General features: G+C 41.6%; 16 protein-coding genes and 1 rRNA gene. 6 read left to right on the top strand and 11 right to left on the bottom strand.

Annotated elements, in window-relative coordinates; translation table 11 throughout:
* A 5S ribosomal RNA gene (rrf, locus tag CD126_RS09835) occupies positions 1–85 on the top strand; the annotation flags it as partial.
* A 631-nt stretch (positions 86–716) separates the two neighbouring features.
* Here rrf and ilvA read toward each other — a convergent pair.
* From ilvA to ilvD, 9 genes are all read right to left on the bottom strand, one after another.
* On the bottom strand, positions 717–1,985 hold the full coding sequence (gene ilvA / locus CD126_RS09840) for a threonine ammonia-lyase IlvA (protein ID WP_049405899.1): 1,269 nt from the start codon (positions 1,983–1,985) through the stop codon (positions 717–719).
* A 19-nt stretch (positions 1,986–2,004) separates the two neighbouring features.
* The gene (leuD, locus tag CD126_RS09845) at positions 2,005–2,592 is read right to left on the bottom strand and encodes a 3-isopropylmalate dehydratase small subunit (RefSeq protein WP_103370410.1); all 588 of its coding nucleotides are present in this window, start codon (positions 2,590–2,592) and stop codon (positions 2,005–2,007) included.
* Complete coding sequence (leuC, locus tag CD126_RS09850; RefSeq protein WP_103370411.1) at positions 2,593–3,963, bottom strand: 3-isopropylmalate dehydratase large subunit; 1,371 nt, start codon at positions 3,961–3,963, stop codon at positions 2,593–2,595.
* Positions 3,964–3,981: 18 nt separating this feature from the next.
* The gene (leuB, locus tag CD126_RS09855) at positions 3,982–5,022 is read right to left on the bottom strand and encodes a 3-isopropylmalate dehydrogenase (RefSeq protein WP_103370412.1); all 1,041 of its coding nucleotides are present in this window, start codon (positions 5,020–5,022) and stop codon (positions 3,982–3,984) included.
* Positions 5,019–6,569: a 2-isopropylmalate synthase gene (locus CD126_RS09860; RefSeq protein WP_049405893.1), complete on the bottom strand. Its 1,551-nt coding sequence runs from the start codon at positions 6,567–6,569 to the stop codon at positions 5,019–5,021. Before CD126_RS09860 ends, leuB begins: the two co-directional genes overlap by 4 nt.
* A 215-nt stretch (positions 6,570–6,784) precedes the next feature.
* On the bottom strand, positions 6,785–7,789 hold the full coding sequence (gene ilvC, locus CD126_RS09865; protein WP_049405892.1) for a ketol-acid reductoisomerase: 1,005 nt from the start codon (positions 7,787–7,789) through the stop codon (positions 6,785–6,787).
* Between the two features lie 54 nt (positions 7,790–7,843).
* Complete coding sequence (gene ilvN, locus CD126_RS09870; RefSeq protein ID WP_002472686.1) at positions 7,844–8,317, bottom strand: acetolactate synthase small subunit; 474 nt, start codon at positions 8,315–8,317, stop codon at positions 7,844–7,846.
* 56 nt (positions 8,318–8,373) lie between these two features.
* A complete protein-coding gene (gene ilvB / locus CD126_RS09875) occupies positions 8,374–9,987 on the bottom strand; it encodes a biosynthetic-type acetolactate synthase large subunit (protein ID WP_232620138.1) in 1,614 nt (537 codons plus the stop codon).
* 124 nt (positions 9,988–10,111) lie between these two features.
* Positions 10,112–11,800, bottom strand: coding sequence for a dihydroxy-acid dehydratase (ilvD, locus tag CD126_RS09880; protein WP_049405886.1), 1,689 nt, complete (start codon positions 11,798–11,800; stop codon positions 10,112–10,114).
* A 479-nt stretch (positions 11,801–12,279) separates the two neighbouring features.
* Here ilvD and tsaE point away from each other — a divergent pair, with 479 nt between their 5' ends.
* From tsaE to CD126_RS09905, 5 genes are all read left to right on the top strand, one after another.
* Positions 12,280–12,741: a tRNA (adenosine(37)-N6)-threonylcarbamoyltransferase complex ATPase subunit type 1 TsaE gene (gene tsaE, locus CD126_RS09885; RefSeq protein WP_049405884.1), complete on the top strand. Its 462-nt coding sequence runs from the start codon at positions 12,280–12,282 to the stop codon at positions 12,739–12,741.
* A complete protein-coding gene (gene tsaB / locus CD126_RS09890) occupies positions 12,722–13,387 on the top strand; it encodes a tRNA (adenosine(37)-N6)-threonylcarbamoyltransferase complex dimerization subunit type 1 TsaB (RefSeq protein ID WP_103370414.1) in 666 nt (221 codons plus the stop codon). The genes tsaE and tsaB overlap by 20 nt, the downstream gene beginning before the upstream one ends.
* An 11-nt stretch (positions 13,388–13,398) precedes the next feature.
* Positions 13,399–13,824, top strand: coding sequence for a ribosomal protein S18-alanine N-acetyltransferase (rimI, locus tag CD126_RS09895; protein ID WP_371091355.1), 426 nt, complete (start codon positions 13,399–13,401; stop codon positions 13,822–13,824).
* Positions 13,817–14,839, top strand: a complete 1,023-nt coding sequence (gene tsaD / locus CD126_RS09900; RefSeq protein ID WP_103370415.1) for a tRNA (adenosine(37)-N6)-threonylcarbamoyltransferase complex transferase subunit TsaD — start codon at positions 13,817–13,819, stop codon at positions 14,837–14,839. Before rimI ends, tsaD begins: the two co-directional genes overlap by 8 nt.
* 75 nt (positions 14,840–14,914) lie before the next feature.
* On the top strand, positions 14,915–15,337 hold the full coding sequence (locus CD126_RS09905) for a VOC family protein (protein WP_103370416.1): 423 nt from the start codon (positions 14,915–14,917) through the stop codon (positions 15,335–15,337).
* Between the two features lie 394 nt (positions 15,338–15,731).
* Here the strand turns inward: CD126_RS09905 and CD126_RS09910 are convergent, their stop codons facing one another.
* Both CD126_RS09910 and CD126_RS09915 read right to left on the bottom strand, forming a co-directional pair.
* On the bottom strand, positions 15,732–17,366 hold the full coding sequence (locus CD126_RS09910; RefSeq protein WP_049405875.1) for a MutS-related protein: 1,635 nt from the start codon (positions 17,364–17,366) through the stop codon (positions 15,732–15,734).
* A gap of 363 nt (positions 17,367–17,729) precedes the next feature.
* Entirely contained in the window at positions 17,730–19,664 is a 1,935-nt protein-coding gene (locus CD126_RS09915) for an ABC-F family ATP-binding cassette domain-containing protein (RefSeq protein WP_049405873.1), read from the bottom strand.
* Positions 19,665–19,823: the final 159 nt, after the last annotated feature.

The raw sequence follows: 19,823 nt of genomic DNA on the forward strand, positions 1-19,823 counted from the left end.
GTTCCCATGCCGAACACAGAAGTTAAGCTCCTTAGCGCCGATGGTAGTCGGACTTACGTTCCGCAAGAGTAGGACGTTGCCAGGCAATTATTAAAAGAGACCTGAAAAGGTCTCTTTTTTCGTATATATAGAGGGATTGAATGAAAACGCTTGGTAGCTAAGGAAGCGCAATGAAACAATGAAGGGATTTTACAAGTGTAAATGAGCAAGTTGTTTTATAAGCTGACGAAAGATGCGAGCGTTTGCCAACGATCACTTGAGCCCGAAAGGGTTCTTTTTTTTATACCAGAAAGGAGCTTAACTTCTTCAAAAAACTATTCGAAGTAAATAAAATTAACAACTAAATATTAGCCAGTAAACTAGGTTTCAAATTAACTAGTATAACTAATATACATAAGAATTTTTACTACATAAACGAAGAAATACATGACACTCAGGCACGTAAATAGACAGTTACGGAGTTTTACGTGATAAATCTCACATATGTGTTAGTTTACTAACTATGGGATACAGCAAAGGGGTAATTTGCTAAGCAGAACCTCGATTCATATCGAGTGTTCTCATATATTAAACAAAGTGGAAAATAATATTGTGCACATATTAGAATGATTGGTCGAAGTAGATGGAATAGTCATCTCACTTTGGCCAATCATTTTTGTATCTATCATAGAAATAAGCGATTGATGCACCTCAAAGTGTACCAATCGCTTCTAACATTATATGAGTAAAGAATAGAGCATCTTATTCTCATTGATATAAATATTATGTGGATCGAAGTCGTGTACGTTTTGTTTTAACTGACTTAAGTCGTTGTGATCACTCAGTTGAATACCAATGATTACCGTACCTGTATTCTGGGACGATTTCTTAAGGTATTCGAACTTAGTGATGTCATCACGAGGGCCTAATACGTCGTTAACGAATTCTCTCAAGACACCTGGGCGTTGGGAGAAATTAAGGATAAAGTAATGTTTCATTTCTTCAAAGAGTAATGAACGTTCTTCGATTTCTTTCATACGATTGATATCGTTGTTACCGCCGCTGATGACACACACAACCGTTTTACCTTTAATCTCATCTTTATACTGCTCTAAAGCTGAGACACTTAAAGCGCCAGCGGGTTCAGCGATAATTGCTTGTTTGGTGTACATATCTAGGATGGTTGAACAAACTTGACCTTCGTCCACTTGCAAATAATCATCGACAACTTTTTTAGCAATATCGAAAGTAATTTCACCTACACGCGCAACGGAAGCTCCATCGACAAATTTATCGATATGAGGTAACGTCACGATCTGGCTTTGCTGAACAACTGATTCGTACATACTGCTCGCACCAGCGGGTTCAACACCGATGATCTTCGTATCTGGAGATTGTGCTTTAAAGTACGTACCGATACCAGAAATGAGACCACCACCGCCGATTGCTGCAAAGAGATAGTCAAACTTCGTGTCATCCGCTTTCGCTTGTTCAAGTGTCTCTTTCGCAACCGTGCCTTGACCAGCTATTGTGTAGATATTATTAAAAGGATCGATAAAATTCTTATCGTAACGATCTGTATATTCCAAAGCTTCTTTCAAGCAGTCATCGAACGTGTCACCGGTTAAGACGACTTCTGTGCTTTCTCCGCCGAAGAATTTGACTTGGTCAATCTTCTGTAGAGGAGTCGTTACCGGCATAAAGATGGTTGCTTTAAGGTTGAGTTTGCTTGCAGTGAAAGCAACACCTTGAGCGTGATTACCGGCGCTTGCACACGTAATACCTCGCTGACGTTCTTCATCTGAAAGTGCCATAATCGCATTATAGGCACCACGTAATTTGAATGAACGCACCCACTGTAAGTCTTCGCGCTTTAAATAAACATTACAGTTATACTTTAAAGAAAGGTAGTGATCTTTCTGTAAGGGTGTTTCCTTCACTACGTCCTTCAATTGTAAGAAAGCTTCATCTATATCTTTCGCTTGTACTGTTGTTTCAACTGTCATACTATGCACACCTTTTTACTTAGTTATTGTAAGTTTTTGCTTTTGCCTGTTCATAAGCTGCAATTTCGTCTTCATATTGCAATGTCACTGCGATATCATCGAGTCCATTTACCAATTTATTCTTCCACGTTTCATCTATAGTAAAATGGAAAGTCTGCTCAGGAGATGAAACAGTTTGTTCAGGTAAATCGACTGTAATTTCTTCGAACTGAGCAAGATGTTCACGTGCTTCCTGATCTAGTACAATCGGCAGCATCGCATTCTTTGTACAGTTCATGTAAAAAATGTCACTAAAGCTCCCTGCAATAATAATATTGAATCCGTAATCTTTGAGCTCCCATGCTGCGTGTTCACGGCTAGACCCACATCCGAAATTGTCACCCGTAATCAGAATAGAGGCGCCTTCATATTGAGGCTTATTCGGATTGAAGTCAGGATTGTCTGAACCGTCTTCTAAGTAGCGCCACTCATCAAAAGCGAAAGGGCCAAAGCCTGTCTTTGAAATACGTTTCAAATGTACTTTCGGAATAATTTGATCGGTATCAATGTTGTCGTGAAATAGAGGAACAATTTTACCTGTATAAGTTGTAATCGGTTGAATATCCATTTAAACGACCACCTTTCTCACATCGACAAATTTACCTTTAATTGCTGCAGCGGCTGCCATCGCAGGAGAGACGAGATGCGTACGTGCACCTTTACCTTGGCGACCCTCAAAGTTACGGTTACTCGTTGAAGCACAATGAACGCCAGCTGGAACTTGGTCAGGATTCATACCTAAGCACATGGAACAACCAGGTTCGCGCCATTCAAAGCCTGCCTCCTTAAAGATTCGATCCAAACCAAGTGCTTCCGCTTCATGTTTCACTGTACGTGAACCAGGTACGACAATCGCCGTAATATTAGGGTGTACCTGCTGACCTTTGACGATGTGACTCGCTTCTACAAGGTCTGAAAGTCTCGCATTTGTACAAGAACCAAGGAAGACATAACCCAGGTCAATATCTTCTGCTTTCTGACCCGGTTGAAGTCCCATATAGTTGTATGCGCGCTCGTCATTGACGCTTTCAATCTCAGGGAAAGGCGTATTAAAGCTAACGCCCATCTCAGGACTCGTGCCCCAAGTAATTTGAGGTTCAAGGTCTGTGACATCGAGATGAATCTCTTTATCAAACTGCGCATCCTCATCGGTATAGAGTTCACGCCACTCATCGATGTCATAATCGAAGTTCGTCGCATATGGACGTCCTTTCACATATTCGAAAGTGGTCTTGTCAGGTGCCATCATTCCATATTTCGCACCTGCTTCAATCGCCATATTACAAATTGTCATGCGCGCTTCCATAGACAGACGCTCAATCGTTTCACCTGCAAATTCAAGGGCGTAACCTGTACCGAAATCGACACCATGTTGATTGATAAGGTGTAGAATAATATCTTTCGCATACACACCAGGAGGTAACTGGCCAGTCACGTTAATCTTCAAATTCTTGGGCTTCGTTTGCCACAATGTCTGCGTCGCAAAGACATGTTCAACCTCGCTCGTACCAATACCGAAAGCGATGGCGCCAAACGCCCCGTGTGTCGCCGTGTGTGAATCACCACAGACAATCGTCTTTCCAGGTTGAGTCAATCCTGTTTCAGGCCCAACCATATGCACGATGCCTTGTTCATCAGAACCCATATCAAAGATGTGGACGCCAAAGTCTTTCGCGTTCTGTTGTAATGTCGTGATCTGCTTGTTCGCAATCTCATCTTTAATGTTGTAAATATCGACTGTAGGCACGTTATGATCCAACGTCGCAAATGTGAGGTCAGGTCTTCTCAATTGGCGATTCTGTAGTCTCAAACCTTCGAAAGCTTGAGGAGAAGTCACCTCATGGATGAGATGTAGATCGATGTATAATAACTGCGGATCTCCTTCTTTACCGGCAAGTACATGTTTGTTCCATACTTTGTCAAAAAGTGTTTGTCCCATATGAGTGCTCCTCCTTTATTAAATCTGATTGGCTACAAATTGAATGACTTCTGATGTCTTGTACTGACCACCTAAATCCGCTGTGGTCTTCTCTTGTCGAACTAAATCATAAATCGTGTGTTCAAGATGGGATGCCGCTTCTTCTTGATTAAAGCTTTCACGTAAACACATAGCTAAAGAGAGCAACATTCCGAATGGATTGGCTTTATCTTGATTGGCAATATCCGGTGCTGAACCATGAATCGGTTCATAGAGACGTGGTCCTTCTGAGCTGAAACTTGCGGATGGTGACAGACCCAGTGCACCTGGCATTACAGAAGCTTCATCGCTCAAGATATCGCCAAATAAATTTTCAGTAACGATAACGTCGAAGCGTGTTGGATTCGTAATTAAATGCATCGCACAAGCATCTACGAGAAGATGTTCAACTTCTACGTCTGGATAGTCTTGAGCGACTTCGTTAATCACTTTCCGCCACAGTTTACTAGATGCTAAGACATTCTCTTTATCGACAGATGTTAACTTATGATTACGTGATTGCGCGAGATCGAAAGCGACGCGTGCAATGCGCTCAATCTCCTCACGTGTATAAGTGAGTGAATCTAATGCTTGATGCTCATCCCAGCTTTTGGGCTGTCCAAAATAAATCCCACTTGTAAGTTCACGTACAATGACGAAATCCGTTCCCTTTACGCGTTCCTCTTTAATAGGGGAAAGGTGACTCGTGCCGTCTGTTACTGTAGTCGGGCGAATATTTGCGAATAAATTGAGCTTCTGACGCAAATCCAATAAACCTTGTTCAGGTCGGTTATTTGGATCTGTCCACTGAGGGCCTCCCACAGCACCAAGTAATATCGCATCAGCTGATTCACATGCCTTAAAAGTTGAATCAGGAAGCGGTGTCCCGTGGTTGTCGATGGCTACACCGCCGAAATCATGAGATTCAGCGGTATAGTCAAAGTTAAAACGATGTGAGACTTGTTCGAGTATGTGAAGGGCGCCTTGCATAATTTCTGGTCCAATTCCATCACCAGGTAGAGCTACAATGCGATAAGTCATGCTTCAACGCCTTCTTTCTGCGCTTGCTCACTTGCATATTTAGCATGTGCCTCAACATATGCTTTAGCTGAAGCAAAGAGCACGTCATGGTCGATACCGATACCTGTTACTGTATAACCATTCACTTTTAGTTGAACTCGAACCTCTGCTTGTGAATCTGTACCTTCAGTTACCGAATCAATCGTGTAATCAAGCAATTCTGTTTCTTCGTTAAAGATACGGTCTACCGCGTTGTAGACTGCAACAATGGATCCTGTACCGATGCTTGAATCTTGATACGTATGTCCATCACGATCTTTAATGACGACGACAGCGCTTTGAAGGCCGTTTGAAACGAATTGAACTTGAAGTTGAGATACTTGGAACATCGCATTCTGTTCATGCTCTGTACCTTGAATCAAGGCGTGAATATCACGATCAGTTACCGATTTCTTCTTATCAGCTACGGACTTAAATTGTTTGAAGAGGACTTTTTGTTCTTCTGGGTCAATATCATAGCCTAGCGCACTGAGCTTTTCACTAAAGGCATGTTTACCTGAGAGTTTACCGAGCGGCAATTCAGTACTTTGGACACCGACGAGTTGAGGTGTCATAATTTCGTATGTTTCAGGATTCTTCAACACGCCATCTTGGTGAATACCAGATTCGTGACTGAATGCGTTCTGGCCGACAATCGCTTTGTTCTTAGGTACACGAATACCTGCATAGCGAGAGATGAGGTCTGACGTTTGTTTCGTCTCTTGAAGTTGAATGCGTGTCGTCGTACCATAGTGGTCTTGTCTTACGTGAAGACCGAGTGCGACTTCCTCAAGTGCTGTATTACCTGCGCGTTCACCGATACCGTTAATCGTACCTTCAATACGGTTCGCGCCATTTTCAATCGCAGCCATACTGTTTGCGACAGCCAAACCTAAATCATCGTGACAGTGAGCACTGTAGACAATTTCTCGATCTGTACGAATCTCTTCTCTGAGCTTTTTAAAAATAGCTCCATACTCAGAAGGATAAGCAAAGCCTACTGTATCTGGAATATTAATAACGCTCGCCCCTGCATCAACTGCAGCCTGTACACATTCAATCAAGAAGGGGAGCTCAGTCCGTGTCGCGTCTTCAGGTGAGAATTGAACGACATCAAAGTATTCTCTCGCATAAGCGACATGTTCTTTAATAGAAGCGAGCACTTCTTCTTGCGTCATCTTCAATTTAGATTCTAAGTGGATCGGGCTCGTTGCTACGAAGACATGAATCCGTGGCATCGCAGCTGGTTTCGTTGCTTCGTAAACCGCATCGATATCTTTCTTCACACATCTTGCAAGACCACAGACGGCTGTGTCTGTTAATGTCTCAGCAATAGCCTTTACAGATTCGAAACTTCCTGTACTAGAGGCAGGGAATCCCGCTTCGATAATATCGACGCCCCATTTCTCTAACTGTTTCGCGATCTTAATACGTTCGTCGAATGAGAAACTGACGCCCGGTGTTTGTTCTCCATCTCTTAGCGTTGTATCAAAGATTTGAATATGATCAGTTGCAGGTGTTGCAGTCATGTTAAACATCTCCTTTATTATGAAATAGATCAGTGGCAGCAAACTGCTGAAGCTACCCTTAATAATCAGTTAAGAACTATCATTTATTGTAAAATTACGAATATTCTTTCTTTTGAATCAGCTTAATTACTGGGATTATAAAAGTAAGAGGGGGAGCCGGCCTGTATCATTGATCGACCGACACCACTTCTTACCTCTGACAGTATTACTGTCAATTATTGTTCAATTTTTTTCGATTTGATGAATGGCATTAATTCTCTGAGTTCACGTCCAACTGCTTCGATTTGATGACCGTGTTGTTCTTTACGTAATTTCATGAATTCTTCGAAGTTATTTTCATTGTCTTTGATGAAGCGATCACTGAAGTTACCTTGTTGAATATCAGTTAAGACGTCTTTCATATTATTTTTAACTTCTGGAGTGATGACACGTGGACCTGACACGTAATCACCGAACTCTGCTGTATTGGAGATAGAGTAACGCATGTTCTCCATACCGCCTTCGTACATCAAGTCAACGATGAGTTTCATTTCATGTAACACTTCGAAATAAGCGATTTCTGGTTGATAACCTGCTTCTACTAACGTTTCGAAACCAGCTTGGATTAAGTGTGTTACACCACCACAAAGTACAGCTTGTTCACCAAAGAGGTCTGTTTCAGTCTCTTCTTTATAAGATGTTTCGATGACACCCGCTCTTGTTGCACCGATACCTTTCGCGTAGCTCAATGCTAAGTCTCGCGCTTCGCCACTTGCGTCTTGTTCAACTGCGAACAGGGAAGGAACTGCACTACCTTCAACGAATGTACGACGCACGAGATGGCCTGGGCCTTTAGGTGCTACTAAGAACACATCTACATCTTCAGGTGGTTGAATTACGTTGAAATGAATGTTGAAACCATGTGCAAAGGCTAAAGCGTTATTTTTCTCTAAATGAGGTTTGATTTCGTTGTCATAAACTTGACCTTGAATTTCATCTGGCAATAAGATCATGATGACATCTGCTTGTTTCGCCGCTTCGTCTACAGTATAAACGTCGAAACCGTCTTCTTTCGCTTTATCATGTGATTTACCAGGACGGATACCGATGATGACATCATAACCGTTGTCCTTTAAGTTCTGTGCATGGGCATGGCCTTGTGAACCATATCCGATAATCGCAATCTTTTTACCTTGTAAAGCGTCTTTCGTTACATCTTTGTCATAATAAACTGTTGTCATTAGAAATTCCTCCAGTAAGTTAATTTTAGTAAAATAAGTATTGTTCGAATTAAATTAAATAATACCTGCTGAACCTGTACGAGCTACTTGTACAAGTTCTAGTGATGATAGGTCATCTAACAAGTTGTCCAATGTATAACGTGGACCGGAAGCTTGAAGATAAGTATAAGTGTCTTCCGCATGTAAGATGGACACTAGCGCATCATAAGGTTTAATAATCTTGTACAATTGTGCGTCATCTTCAGGTGTCTTCACTTTGACTAATACGAGTTCACGGTTGTACGTGTTCGTATCAGTAATATCCTCAACGCTGATAATATTGATTTGTTTCTCTAGCTGTTGCATCAACGTACGTAACGTATCCGTATCTGGAATTTCGGCCACAAATGTAATATCGGTAATACCTGGCTCAAGCGTTGGAACTGCTGAGAGGTTGACGATATTAAATTGGCGACGTACGAAGATACTCGTTAAACGGTTGAGTGTACCCGCTTTGTCTCTCACTTTCGTTCTAAATGTACGTCTCATAGTAGACCCTCCATTTCATCATTGGCTTTACCACTAGGAACCATTGGGTGCACAGGTTAGATAGGGGAAATGCGTACTTCAATCATCGCTGGACCGTCATGTTGGAAAGCTTCATCAAGTTGTTCTTCTAAACGATTCGGATCCTCGATGAGATAACTCTTCACTCTGTATGCTTCAGACAATTTGATGAAATCCGGTTGGTCATTGAATACTGAGTGTGAGAAACGTTGATTAAAGAATTTATCTTGCCATTGCTTAACCATGCCTAATGTACCGTTGTTGATCAACACGATCTTGATGTCGATGCCATACTCTTCAAGGATCGCCATCTCTTGGTTCGTCATTTGGAAACCGCCATCGCCAACGAAAGCGACTACTGTTTGGTCAGGATGAGCAAGTTTCGCTCCGATCGCTGCTGGGATACCGTAGCCCATCGTTCCAAGACCACCACTCGTTACGAGTTGATTGAGTTTCTTGAACGGATAGAACTGTGCGACCCACATTTGATGTTGTCCTACATCCGTTGTCACGATTGCATCACCATTCGTGATTTCTCCGATATACTCAATTGTCCGTTGTGGTTTGATAAAATGCGGATCTTCTTCGCCATGATTAAACGGCTGTGCTGCTTTATTCGCTTGTACACGTTCATTCCATTCTTCGTGCTTCACTGCGTAACTATCGAATTCGAGCAGTTGTTCTAAAGTCGCTTTGACGTCAGCTACGATGCCGAGATCCGTCTTGATGATCTTATCGATTTCAGATGGATCGATATCAACATGCACAATTTTCGCATTTTTAGCAAAATTATCAGGTTTACTTGCTAAGCGGTCATCGAAGCGGCTACCGAAGTTGATTAACAAGTCACATTCTTGGATCGCCATGTTGCTGGCGTAAGAGCCGTGCATACCGCCCATACCTAAGAAGAGTGGATAATCGGCAGGTAGAGAACCCAGACCGAGCAACGTGTTTACTACTGGTAATTGATGTCGATTAACGAATTCAGTCAATAGCTCGTTGGCTTCAGCATGATGCACACCAGCGCCTGCGAGTACGAGAGGACGCTTTGCTGTCTTTAAGTAATCTCGCAATTTCTGTACATCATCATGACTCGGCTCGAGATTGACTTGGTAACCTGGTAAGTCTAACTCTTTAGTCGGTTGTTTATGTGTCGTTAATACGCCCATATCTTTAGGGAAGTCGATGACTACTGGTCCTTTACGACCTGTATTAGCGATATGGAATGCTTCGTGGATGATCTTAGGAATATCATCTACATTTTTAACTTGATAGTTATGTTTCGTAATTGGCGTCGTCATTGATAGTAAGTCCGCTTCTTGGAACGCATCCTTACCGATCACTGGTGTTGCAACTTGTCCTGTAAAGACTACGAGTGGGATTGAATCACTGTACGCATCAGCGATACCAGTGATAGCGTTTGTAGCTCCTGGACCACTCGTTACAACGACAACACCTGGTTTGCCAGATACTTTCGCGTAACCTTCAGCTGCATGGGCTGCACCTTGCTCGTGGCGGGCGAGGATATGCTTGATTGCGCCATCATAGAACGTATCATAAAGCGGAAGTACAGCACCGCCTGGATAACCGAAGATAAAGTCGACATCTTCTTTCGCTAATGCTTCGACGAGAAGTGCTGAACCTGTGTTCATTTCTTTCACTTCTTCTTTCTCCAAATCATAAGGTGCTTGCGTACCTGATCCATCGACACTTTCGAGTTCTTCTGTTGCTTCGTTATTCATTGTTTCAGTTTGGTTTGACATGTGGGATCACTCCTTATAATAGTTCTTCGGGTACTTGCATGATACCGCCAGTGTTAGCACTAGTAACGAGTGCGGTATAGCGAGCAAGATAACCACTTTTAACCTTAGCTTTAAAAGGTTTCAATTCTTGCTTACGTGCTTCTAAAGTTTCCGTATCGACATCTACATCTAATGTGCGATTCGTTAAATCGATTGTAATTTCGTCTCCGTCACGTAAAAGACCAATTGGGCCACCGGAAGCAGCTTCTGGTGAAATGTGTCCGACTGCAATGCCTCGTGTGGCACCTGAGAAGCGACCATCTGTAATGAGTGCAACGTCTTTACCTAAGCCACGTCCTACAATAGATGAAGTAGGGGATAACATCTCTGGCATTCCCGGACCACCTTTAGGACCTTCGTAACGAATGACTACGACGTGCCCTTCTCTTACTGTGTGATTGTCAATCGCTTCAACTGCTTCATTGTGTGAATCGAAACAAATCGCTTTACCTTTGAAGACTTTGATTGAAGGGTCAACACCACCAACTTTGATGACGGCACCTTTAGGAGCAAGGTTACCGTAAAGTACGGATAAGCCACCTTCTTTATCGTAAGGATTGTCTAAATGACGGATGACTTTATCATTAGTGATTTCTTTGTTTTCGTTATTCTCTCTAATTGTTTGTCCTGTGACAGTGATGCGATTTGGATGAAGCACGCCTTCTTTCTTCATTAACTCGTTGATGATGGCAGGTACACCACCCGCTTCATGTACATCATGCATAGAGTAAGAAGAACTTGGTGCGATTTTAGAAAGATAAGGCGTCTTCTTCGCGATTTCGTTGATGCGTGTCAAATCGTAGTCGATGCCCGCTTCGTTCGCGATGGCTAACGTATGAAGTACGGTATTCGTTGATCCCCCCATTGCCATATCTAAAACGAAGGCATCATCAATCGCTTCTTTCGTCACGATGTCACGTGGTTTAATATCTTTTTTAATATTGTCTACTAAACGGAAAGCAGCTTGGCGAATCATCTCACGACGTTGGTCGCTGACTGCAAGAGCTGTACCGTTGTATGGAAGCGCGAGTCCTAGAATTTCCATCAAGCAGTTCATAGAGTTCGCCGTAAACATTCCAGAACAAGAACCGCAAGTAGGGCAGGCATTCTGTTCCATGTCTAAAAATTCTTCTTTCGAGATTGAACCATCTTTGAAAGCACCAACTGCTTCGAACATGGACGATAAAGTAAGTGCTTTACCTTGTGCGGATAAGCCTGCTTTCATTGGACCTCCTGAACAGAAGACGGCGGGTACATTCGTGCGAACTGCTGCGAGTAACATGCCCGGTGTAATCTTGTCACAGTTCGGAATGTAGAAGACACCATCAAACCAATGTGCGTTGATGACAGTTTCTGCCGCGTCTGCGATAATTTCTCGAGACGGTAAGGAATAACGCATTCCGATGTGTCCCATCGCAATACCATCATCGACACCGATAGTATTGAATTCGAATGGGATCGCTCCAGCTTCTCTAATCGCTTCCTTGGCGATATCGGCAAGCTCTCTCAGATGGACATGACCTGGAACGATATCTATGTATGAATTACATATCGCGACGAATGGCTTGTTCATATCTGTTGGTTGTTCAAGAGCTCCGGTGGCATGAAGTAAACTTCGCGCCGGCGCTTGATGATCTCCTCGTTTGATTGTGTCACTTCTCATTTCAATTCCCCCCGTAAATGAAAAATAAAAAAGCGTCCCAATGTAATGATTGGGACGCTGGAAAGTCCCATTCAACTCGAATAGGACTTAAGCACTAGTGTGAATCTAATGCTCCAGCCCTTAGCATAATAAAATGACTAAAATATTTTCAGTTGTGATTGGGTTATGGGTTGTAAAGTTAGCCATTTTACTATACTCCTTTCGCTGAATGGTTGTAAGATTTTTACTAATAGTCTAAAAATTGTTAAATCAAATTTACTATAAGTCTAAAGCGTTGTCAATAACTATTTTAGAATTTTCTTTTAATTACGTAAAAAAGTTCTTCCCACAGGTTAAATCGTGTAGCAGTCATATCCAGTGAAATTTGTTAAAATAGAGTGGTTCTAATCTATGTAAAGCGTATAGAAGTCTATGGTAAACTGAAACTAATATCGTTTAGATAATCAACGCTTGAGATTAAATCGTGTAGGAGACTCGTTATGATTAAGATAAACAATTTACAAGATCTAGCACACTTTGCGAAAACTTTAACAGCTCGTTTACAAGCCGGTGATCTTATATTACTCAATGGAGATTTAGGGGCAGGTAAGACGACGCTAAGTCAGTTAATAGGTAAGCAATTAGGCGTGAAGCGTAACATCAATTCGCCGACGTTCAACATTATCAAATCGTATAAAGGAACGACGCTCAAATTTCATCATATGGATTGCTATCGTCTTGAAGATAGTGAAGAAGATTTAGGCTTTGAAGAATACTTTGAAGATCACGCCGTTACTGTCATTGAATGGAGTGAATTTATTCAAGATTTACTTCCTGCAGAACATCTAACTATCAATTTAGCTGTCACAGGGGAAGAAACGCGCGAATTAACTTTAAAAGCTAGTGGGGACAGATATCAGAAGATGAAGGAGGCACTCGAAGATGAACTACTTACTGATTGATACGTCGAATCAACCATTATCAGTCGCACTCGTTAAAGACGATAAAGTTGAGGCTGAAATCAATAGTAATGAGAAACGCAATCACTCAGCACAGTTGATGCCGGCGGTTGAGAAACTATTTGAATCCGCTTCATTCACAAAGAACGAAGTGGATGCAATCGTCGTGGCACAAGGACCAGGTTCTTACACAGGTCTACGCATTGGTGTCACGGTCGCTAAGACGTTAGCCTATAGTCTCGATGCCGAATTGTATGGTGTCTCCTCGCTCAAAGCATTAGCAGCCACAATCGATAGTACATGCAAAGATGACATCGTCCCGATCTTTGATGCGCGTAGAGAAGCGGTCTATGCAGGTGTTTATCGTTATGAACGTGGCGAGCTTGTAGAAACGATGCCAGAGCAATATATTACAATTCAAGATTTACTTACTTATTTAGAGGACCGCGGTGCACAGCCCCTATTTGTAGGTCAAGATGCTGAGAAGTTGCATGACCATTTACAAGGTAAAGTGGATGCACAATTGCCTCATGCGAAGGTCATGACACGCTTAATCACTTCTCCGGTCGATATCACAACCTTTACTCCTAATTATTTAAAACTTTCTGAGGCGGAACGCAATTGGCAAAACCAACAGAACAAGAGTTAAATATTCGCTTAATGTGTGCCGACGATGTGCCCCAAGTGTTTGATCTAGAACGAGAAAGCTTTAACGATAGTTCGTGGACGATTGATGCTTTCTATCATGAGATATTGAAGAATAACTTCGCGCATTATTTTGTGATGGAATATGATCAGCGAATCATTGGCTATATCGGAATATGGATAGTGATTGATCAAGCTCAAATTACGACTGTTGCGATTCAGCACGATTATCGTGGTTACGGTTTAGGTCAGTTGCTGTTGAAGTATGCGATGCACTATACGCAGACGAAATGTGACACCATGAGTTTAGAAGTTCGAGTGGACAATCACGTGGCACAACATGTTTATGAGAACTTAGGCTTTCAGTATGGTGGTAAAAGGAAAAATTATTACGGTGAAGGTGAAGATGCTATGGTGATGTGGGTGAAATTAAATGACTAAAGAAACGTTAATATTAAGTATTGAATCTAGTTGTGATGAGACAAGTGTGAGTGTCATTGCAGATGGCCAGCGCATTTTATCTAATACAGTATTGAGCCAAATCGACAGTCACAAACGCTTTGGAGGTGTGGTACCTGAAGTAGCGAGCCGACATCACGTCGAAGGTATCATACCAACCATCGACACCGCGCTAGAAGATGCACAAGTGACGATGGAAGATATCGACGCAGTGGCAGTGACAGAAGGGCCAGGTCTCATCGGTGCCTTGCTCGTGGGCATCAATGCAGCGAAAGCGTTAGCCTTTGCATACGATAAACCATTGATTCCTGTACATCATATCGCAGGACATATTTACGCTAATCATTTAGAAGAGCCACTAACTTTCCCATTAATGGCGCTCATCGTATCTGGTGGTCATACAGAACTCATCTACATGAAAGACCATCTCTCTTTCGAAGTCGTAGGAGAAACGCGTGATGATGCAGTAGGTGAGGCGTATGATAAAGTAGCGCGTACGATTGGTCTCGGTTATCCAGGCGGTCCTAAAGTGGATCAACTTGCTGCAGAAGGTGAAGATACGTATGACTTTCCTCGTGTGTGGCTAGAGAAGGATAGCTTTGACTTCAGCTTTAGTGGTTTAAAAAGTGCTGTCATCAATAAACAACATAATTTAAAACAAAAAGGCGAGACAGTGAATGCTGCAAATATCGCAACAAGTTTCCAAAACAGTGTGGTCGAAGTACTTGTTGGAAAGGCAATTCAAGCGTGTGAAACATATGATGTGAAGCATCTGATTGTCGCAGGTGGCGTAGCAAGTAACCGTGGTCTGAGACGTGAAATGACACGAGCATGTGAGGAACACGAGATTCAACTGTCGATACCAAGTCCGAAACTCTGTACAGATAATGCTGCGATGATTGGGGCAGTTGCGTATTATCTCTATCATGATGATGTGCGCGCAGACATGGCGCTCAATGGACGTAGTAGTATTGATATTGAAGAAGTCGGTGAATAGCGATTTGTAGTACAGGCATAGTTAAAGCACTGAAAGGGTATAACAGACTAATACGAAGAAAGGAGCTAGACTGTTATGCGTGCAATTCAATACTTTAACTTCCGAAATAGCTTAGCAGCTTTGAATTTCTATGAAAAACATCTTGGAGCGACAAATATACGTCGTGTCGGCGGCGATGATGCGCGCTTTCAAGATATGCCTGATGACTACAAAGTAGATGATGATTTCACGATGCATGCGTCGTTTGACATTATGGGTGAGACGTTCTATTGCAGTGATACTTACAAGCATCGCAAGATTGATAACAGCGGTGCAACCGTCTCATTGACGTTTGATTATGATGATGAAGCAGATCGTCAACGCGCAATTGATTTCTATGGCCGAGCTATTGAAGGCGGCTGCGAAGCGTCAATTCCGTTAGGTGAGACGGCTTGGTCGAAATTATATGGTATCTTTAATGATCCTTTTGGTGTAACGTGGATGATTAATGCGGAATAGAGGTATATAAATAATTCGATTTAAAAGATTATGTTAATATTTTATTTTCAATGTTTTACTCTCGCTTGCAAAGGGGGGGCACGCTCAACTAATTCTTTTCGCTCAAAGAGCTTAAAGAATGGATTTTCGCTGTGTCCTTGATCCCTCATGCGTCTCGAGTCCACATTGAAAAATATTTTAATAGTGAATTAGTTCGATTTAATACCTTATTCGCATTTAATCAACTAATTACTTTTCGAGAAGAAGAGAAGTGAATAAATCTACATCTTCCCTTTTTCTAATTACGCCAAATTAACTTTAATATGTTTCTTAGTCTACTCTCTATAACAAATAAAATCCGAAGATGATGGGAATTTCAATTCTCATATCATCTCCGGATTTTTTATTCTGTAATTTATGATTCTTCGAGTTTCTTTGTATTGGCTTTGGCATCTGAATATACACGTTCTGGGAAGTTTGTAATTCTCAACAATTCGATGGCATTGCGAGTATTTGCTTTACCTTTTTTAATCTTATAGTCAAAGTGAATCTTGTCATCTTGAATATCTTCGTTGAAATGGTAGTTCGCATATTGTTGCTGGAGCCACTCTGCTAGCTCAATATCATGCGTAGCCGCTAGTATACGATAGTTGTCATATGCAGCGAGATAGGCAAGCACTGAGTCCGAAGCTGCGACACGTTCAGTCGTGTTCGTTCCTTTAAAGATTTCATCGATAAAGCAGTAGTTGAAGTGGTCACTTGGCAAATTGAACAAGCGACGGACGGATTTAATTTCTGCCATGAAGTAACTGTCACCTGACATCACATCATCCTGGTTGGCCATTGATGTGTAAATATGACCTGGTTTGTAGACGAAACGATCAGCTAGTGCCGTGTTCGTATACTGAGCCAGAATCAAGTTGATGGCTACAGCTTTCATAAAGGTGGATTTACCTGATGCATTAGAACCTGTCAGTAAAATGTGCTGTTGAATATTAAGATCATTTGGCACAGCATCTGGAAGTAGCGGATGAATAATACCATCGAAATCAATAGTTGGTTGGTCTGTAGTTTCTGGTTTAACTTGAGTATCCAACGTTTCACGCCATAGTGCGATGGAATAATGATTGTCCATCATACCGATATAGTCATAACATGCCAACACTTCATCTTCGTGTTCTTTGAAGCTTTGTTGAATCAGGTGGAAGAGCACATAGTCGAGATTAAACATGCTCTTGATAACATTTGATAGCATAGCCGCTTCATCTGCACCACTGGCAGAACCTACAATACCACTGAGGTAACGTGCCGTTTTAAAATGACTAAAGTTAACATCTAACTGTGGTGCTTCGTCGTGTAAGGAAATGGCACGGGCGCGTTTTAACACATTCGACGTATAATACATGGAATTAAGTTCGTCTTCGAAACTCTTCTTTAACTTACTAGAAAGAAAGACATTATAAATCAATGCGGCAATTGCGATAAATCCTCCCAATGGAACGGAAAATGGGATAACGATGAGTCCAATAAATGGAAAGATAGGACTCAGCATATGTAACGTCTGACGAGGAATAGTTTGAATTTCGTCAGGATATTTGGGATACACAGATTTACCGATTTGTGCGAGCTTCAGAGAAACAAATTCTCGAAAACTGCGATGTTTCTTGAATGTTTCAATAAGTTGTTCGTCTTCAATAGCGTACATTCCGCGTAACGTGGCAAACAGTCGCATTTCGCCAATTGCGGAAAAGTTAAAGTTGAGTTGTTGGAATAATTCATCCAAATCTAAGTCTGACCACGTCTTATCATCGATGTATTGATTATCTTGGTGGGAATCTTGCTTAAGATGTTTGAGGTAGAGATGATCGTAAAGATGATTAGGTCGAATAAATGATTCGAGAGGTGCTTTGCGGTTCCAAAGCGTTTGAATAGCGTTCTTAAGATGCAATGTCTCAATCGCTTTAATCGTCATTTGCGCAACGATCGCAAGGATAATCAGTGCGATGAGAATCGCGAGATAAATCCACAATAATGCGGACACAGTAAACATCCTTTCTATTTCTTGAGTCTAATCGATAGTTAAAGTATGACAAAGATGAATTACAAATACAATCAAGTTTCCAATAAAGAAACGAGACGCGAATTCGAAGAAATGTCAATAGGGAACGTGCGTACTTATCAACATAAAGTGCACAACTTGTGGATAACTTATGTATGAAGTTGTGTATGAGAGTGAGTAAGTTATGGATAAGAACGATAAAATAGTTACATATTACTTGTGGATAATTGGGATAACTTTGTGGATATGTATCATTAAAGGGTTTTGAGTGTGTATAACTAATAGTAGAAAATGTAAAAAAAGAAGCTGAGACAGTGCATAATTTTACTATCTCAGCTTTCTACTATGTGAGGATTAATCCAATTTTTCTTGTAATTCTTCCCAATATATCATCGCTTCTTCTAACGTGTGTTCGATTTGTGATTTTTGTTCGGCTATTTCAGCTGCTTTTTCAGGATCGCTAAAAATATCGGGTTGGGTAAGTTGTTCATCTAAAAGTTCAATTTCTGTCTCACATTTGGTAATCGTCTCTTCATACTCATTAATTTGGCGTTCGATTTGACGTTGCTCTTTGCGACGCTGTTTCTGATCTTGATAAGTATTAGAGGTAGCGGCAGTCTCTTGGGGTTCTGATGATGCTGAACCTTGCTTACGGTGTTCAGCTAACGCTTCCTTTTCTTCTAACTTTTCAACATAGTATTGATAGTCACCAAGATAGAGCGAACCGCCTGAAGTGTCTAGATCGAAGACCTTATTCGCGAGTTGATCGATAAAGTAACGGTCGTGGGAGACGAAGATAATCGTTCCTTCAAATCCACTTAACGCTTGTTCCAACATTTCCTTAGAATCGATATCTAAATGGTTCGTCGGCTCGTCTAAGATAAGCACGTTATTACGTTCAAGCATTAAGAGCGCAAGTTGTAAACGCGCTTTCTCGCCACCAGACAAGTCGTTGATGACTTTCTTAACTTCTTCTTGTACAAAGAGGAAACGGCCAAGTACCGCACGAATATCTTTCTCTGGCATAGTAGGGTATTGATCCCAAACGTAATCAAGAATCGTCTTATTCGATTTAAATTCTGCTTGTTTTTGGTCATAGTATCCGATGCGAAGGTTCGCGCCAGTCGTAATTTCTCCGCCTAGTGCTTGTTGTTGATTGGCAATGGTCTTGATAAGCGTTGATTTACCAATTCCATTCGGTCCAATAACTGCAATGTGATCGCCTTTAAAGACCTCTAAATTAATCGGTTGAGTAATCGGTTGTTGATCATAACCAATTTCAAGCGAACGTATATGAAAGACATCGTTACCCGTATTGCGATCAAAGTCGAATTGGATGTTAGCACTCCGCGCATCGAGCATCGGCTTATCGATTTTTTCAATCTTTTCAAGGGTTTTGCGACGACTTTTAGCCATCCCACTCGTAGAAGCTCTGGCAATATTCTTATCTACAAAGTCTTCTAAACGTTTAATCTCTGCTTGTTGTGCTTCATATTCTTGCATGCGCTTTTCGTAATATTTGTCACGTTGCTCAATAAATTGTTTGTAATTCCCATGGTAGTGACGCACTTCACCTAGTGAGACGTCGTAGATTTGTTTGACAATTTTATCTAAAAAGTAACGGTCGTGACTGATAATAACGATCGCGCCATTAAAGAAGTTGAGATATTGCTCGAGCCACTCCGTCGTCTCCATATCCAAATGGTTGGTCGGCTCGTCAAGAAGTAGCAAATCAGGTTCGCTCAGTAACATTTGAGCCAGAGAGAGCCGCGTCTTCTGACCACCGCTAAAGTCGTTGATAGGGCGGTCGAAATCTGCCTCCGTAAAGGACAAACCGTGTAGCACAGTCTTGATCTTACTCTGATATTGATAGCCTTCACGTTGTTCAAAGTCGTTAGAGAGTTTCTCGTAAGTCGCAATATGTTCTTGGTACTCTGAACTTTCGTAGTCGTCTGCGTGTTGGGCGAGCCACTCTGTTTCTTCACGCATACGCTCTTCTAATGAAATGATATATTCAAACGGTTGCGACATGGCTTCGAAGACCGTCTGTTCTGTATCGAGCGTCATTTGTTGGGTGAGGTAACCGAGTTTCAAGTCTTTCACTTTGGAAATGTGACCTGAGTCATAATCCTCTACGCCAGCAATTATCTTCATTAGTGTGGATTTACCGGCGCCGTTTCGTCCAACGATACCGATGCGCTCGCCGCTTTTTACTTCGAAATTGACATCATTAAAGATGTCTTCGCCGTCGAATGATTTAGTAATATGGTTGAGTTGTAATAGAATCATTCTGCTTTGCACCTCACTCACTTTCATATTTTACATTATTAAGGTTTTGGATAAAATAAGAGTTGTTTATTTTCATAAAGTATTAAGGTATAATATTTTTTAGATTGTCGATAACTAGATGTTAATTGACGACTACAAATAAATAGCTATTATGGAGCG

The organism is Staphylococcus pettenkoferi, from assembly GCF_002902685.1.
In the GTDB taxonomy this organism is placed as follows: domain Bacteria; phylum Bacillota; class Bacilli; order Staphylococcales; family Staphylococcaceae; genus Staphylococcus; species Staphylococcus pettenkoferi.